Consider the following 3786-nt stretch of genomic DNA (forward strand, 5'->3'; position numbering starts at 1 on the left):
TCGGGTCGGACAGCCAGACGATCACGTCTCGGCGGCCCATGATCTCGGTGAGGATGTTCAGCGCGCCGTCGCCCTTGCCCGAGCCGGAGATGCCGCAGATCAGCAGGTGCGTGCTGTTGCGGCCGGTCTCCGGGTCTCCGGGCAGCCACAACTGCAGCGGGGAGCCGTCGTCGTAGCGGCCAATGACCAGCGGGTCCGCGATCGAGCCGCCGACGTTGGTCGGCATCTCCCACTCGATCACGTCCGCGAGCATGTCCCGGGGCACGACCACCAGCTCGCCCCGGCGGGCGGAGTCGGGGTCCGGCAGGTACCGCACAGCCGTCGTCGCGACGTCCAGGGCGGAGGCGATGTTCGGCAGCGCGCGGGTGACATCGTTGTTGGTCATCTCCCCGGCGGGCAGGGACAGCTCGGCGGTGACGCGGTTCGGCTCGACCTCGGTGCGGCGGATCTTCGCCCCGGCGAGCTTCACCTTCTCCAGCAGCGAGCCGTCCGTGTCGTTGGCGGTCTGGACCGCGTCGGGGTTGCGGCGCATCACCTGACGGATGTTCCAGGACAGAGCCACGACCGGGCCGCCCATCAGGAAGGCGTCCGGCAGCGGACCGGCCATCGGGCCCGCGAGCGCGGCCCCGGTCACCCAGGCCGAGGCGGCGGCCACCGTGACGGCCGAGTGCAGGCGACGCTGCGGGCTGGTCGTGCGACCCGCCCACCAGGTCATCCCCGTCAGCGCGACGGAGCCGAGGGTGAGCCCGACACCGGCCGCCGCCGACCCCTGCCACTCCAAGGACGCGGCGGACCCGGCGATCCCGACCGCGCCGGTCAGGATCCACGGCGGGGTGTAGGGCTTGGCCCGGTGGGCGATCCACGCCGCGATTCCCCGGCCGGTGCTGGCGCCTTCCAGGTTCTCCCGGTGCTGCAGCTCCGGGTCGGTGTCCTTCTTCGACACGGTCGTACTCCTCTCAGAACTGGAACGGACGGTGCTGCTGCTGGGCCGGGCGGGGGGCCATGACGTCGGCGTACTCACGCTGGAAGGCGGCCCACGCGGCGGCGGCATCCTTCGCCGCGTCGGTCAGCGCGTCGGCGGCCTTGCCGAGCTTCTTGGCCACCGAGCGGGCCCGCATCTTCGACTGGAAGACGTGGTCACCCGGGACGCCGGGGGCCTGCTCCAGGGCGGCCTTGAGGATCTCGGCCGCGACCTCAACCTCGATCGCGGAGTAGGAGGCGAACGCCCGCAGGGCCTCGCAGTAGGACCGCACGTCGGCGGCCGAGTAGAACGCGGGCTCCGGCAGCGCGAGCTGGCTGTTGCGGGCCGCCCCCGCGCCGGGGTTCGCGGCGGCACCCATCTGCGGCGGGACGCCGGCACCGCCGGTGTTCTTGTTGACGTTGATGCTGATCCCGGGGGCGAACGTCGCCCCGGAGCCGAAGCCGTTGCGGGTGCGGCTGCTGTTGGTGCCGCCGGTGGTGCCGCTGGTGGTGCCTGACGTGCTCTTCGACGTGTCGACCACTGTGGTCTCCCCATGGCGAGGCCGAGCCCTATCCGGTGACCCGGCGGGCTGTTTGCATCACCGACAGTAGACCAAAACGCGGATTTGCACTACCCCCTAGTGATGCACGTGCCTCGTGGTCTACCGTCGTAGGTAGCGCGGTAGACCAACCGCGACACCGAGAGGAGGGACCGATGGCCGGATATGCCGAGATTGCGGCGCACTACACCAAGCTGATCGAGTCGGGAGAGCTGGCCCCCGGGGACCGGCTGCCGACGCAGCGAGAGGTCATGCAGGAGTGGGGCGTCGCGCAGCAGACGGCCAGCAGGTCGTTTCGGGTGCTCCGGGAGAACGGCCTGACCAAGGCCACCACCGGCGGCGGGACCGTGGTCGCCGACCCCGGCAGCTCGAATGTCGCGGCCCGCGTGCGCACCTGGGCCTCGACCGGGCGGGCGCTGGCCAAGGAAGAGAGCTCCCGGATCGTCGAGATCGGGACGGTCGGCGCCGATGAGGTCGTGGCCGCCCGTCTGGAGATCGAGCCGGGCAGCCCCGTGCACGTCCGCCGCCGTGTCGTCAGCAGGAACGGCGTGCCGACCCACATGTCCAGCTCGTACTACCCGGCCTACGTCATCGAGGCCACCCCCGAGCTGACCGAGGCTGTCTCCACCGGCGGGTCGCGCGAGTTGGCCGCCGAGCGGCTGGGCTCCCCCCAGTCGCGGGTGCTGGAGGAGGTCACCTCGCGCCTCGCCACCGTGCAGGAGCTGGAGGCGCTCGGCCTCACCGGCTCCACCGTCGTGACCCAGGTCGTCCGAACCGCCTGGCTCTCGGACGGCCGGATCGTAGAGGTCGCGGTGAAGGTGGCCCACGGCTCCACCGTCCTGCGCTGGACCACCCCGCTGTAGCCCCAGCCCCACCCCGTCGAGAGGATGAGTCCAGCCCCATGACCGACACCTACCGCGCTCAGCTCGTCAGCAACCAGCCCGACAACCCCGGCTGGCGCCTGTTCGTCATGGTGCCCGGCCGCGTCGCCGACTGGCCCGAGGCCGCCTGGTCCACCGGCAACCCGCCGACCATCCAACAGCGCGGCGTCGCTCTGGAAGACATGGGCTTCCAGTACGCCACCGGGGCTCCGGAGTGGGACTGGTGCGAGACCCAGCCCTGGGAGGACGACCCGCACGCTGTGGTGAAGCTCTGCAGCGTCGCCCACGTCCGCCCGCTGGAGGACTGACCACCACCCCGGTCCACCTGACGCCCCCGCTCTGATCTTCGGAGCGGGGGCGTCTGCGTTCAAACTTTCTCTACTGGTTCAAGGGGCCGCGCGGCGGCCCGGCGGCCGCCCGCTCCGGCCGCCCTCCTGTCTCCGCCCCGGGCTGCCGGGCGACGGCCGCCGAGGATGCGTCAGTCCCGGTCACAGATCCCGGGGGCTCCGCCCGCCGGACCCCCGGCCACCTCCGGGGAGTCGGGGGCCTCGATGTCGAGTGCGACGTGCGTCGGGGCGGGCGTGGACCGTATGGCGGGACTCCCCGGCGGGCGACACCCAAGGGCGATACCACCCCGCCACAGACCCCCGTTCCGACCGCCAGCGGATCGCTTCCGACTGGAGAGCAGGACGGGGGCCCGCGACGGGGCGGTTCGGGCAGGCCTGCCGCCCACCGGGGAGTCCCGCCACGGCCCCCACCCGTGGGTCAAGGACGATGGCCGGTCACCCACCGCAAGGCGCCGGCATCTTCGCCCGCGGCTTCGATCCCGTCCGACTCCTGGTGACCCGGATCGAGCCCGGCCTGGCCCGCCCCTCGCGCGCGCACGACGTACGCGCACGCGTGCGCGCACCTTGGCCACCGCCGACCGGTCGTTCCGCGCCGTGATGATGATGAATTTGGGCGACACACCCTTGCATCACGACCCGACGGAGTTGTCTCACGCGTGAGACAAAACCCAAGATCCAGAACGGTCACACCTCATGCACTTCGAGATGACCCCGGTCGATCACACCTCTGACACTTCGAGCCGCCCCAGCGACGACCGCGTCCGTGACAGCTCTTGCATCTCCGGCCCGGCGGTCGATGACATCTCTTGCATTTCGAGGGGCGCCGCCCCACTCGTGTGCCATCCACCGCCCCAGAACACCCCGGTCCGAGGCTTCATGATCATCTGGAGTGCTAAGGTATCGTCACTTTGCAGTGACGATACGGCCGCCCACGGGCGGCCTTTTTGGTGTCCGGGTGAGCGCCGACACGCTTCCGGGATCATGGTCGGATGAGCACTCACAGGCGCCCGCTCCACGTCCGATCCGACGATGAGCACC

Annotated in this window: 3 protein-coding genes and 1 pseudogene; 2 read left to right on the forward strand and 2 right to left on the reverse strand. The window is 71.2% G+C overall.

Going from position 1 to position 3786, the window contains the following annotated elements:
- A pseudogene (locus ACIG5E_RS39145) lies at positions 1 to 943 on the reverse strand (sporulation protein SsgA); the annotation flags it as partial.
- A 13-nt stretch (positions 944 to 956) separates the two neighbouring features.
- A complete protein-coding gene (traA, locus tag ACIG5E_RS39150) occupies positions 957 to 1502 on the reverse strand; it encodes a plasmid transfer protein TraA (protein ID WP_396542042.1) in 546 nt (181 codons plus the stop codon).
- A 173-nt stretch (positions 1503 to 1675) separates the two neighbouring features.
- On the opposite strand from traA, the gene ACIG5E_RS39155 reads away from it, so the two are divergent.
- Positions 1676 to 2383 carry a GntR family transcriptional regulator gene (locus ACIG5E_RS39155; RefSeq protein WP_396542044.1) on the forward strand — a complete coding sequence of 236 codons (708 nt, stop codon included), beginning with the start codon at positions 1676 to 1678 and terminating at the stop codon, positions 2381 to 2383.
- A gap of 38 nt (positions 2384 to 2421) precedes the next feature.
- Positions 2422 to 2709, forward strand: a complete 288-nt coding sequence (locus ACIG5E_RS39160) for a DUF6303 family protein (protein ID WP_396542046.1) — start codon at positions 2422 to 2424, stop codon at positions 2707 to 2709.
- The last annotated feature ends 1077 nt before the right edge of the window (positions 2710 to 3786 follow it).

The organism is Kitasatospora sp. NPDC053057 (assembly GCF_044546945.1).
Taxonomy (GTDB): domain Bacteria; phylum Actinomycetota; class Actinomycetes; order Streptomycetales; family Streptomycetaceae; genus Kitasatospora.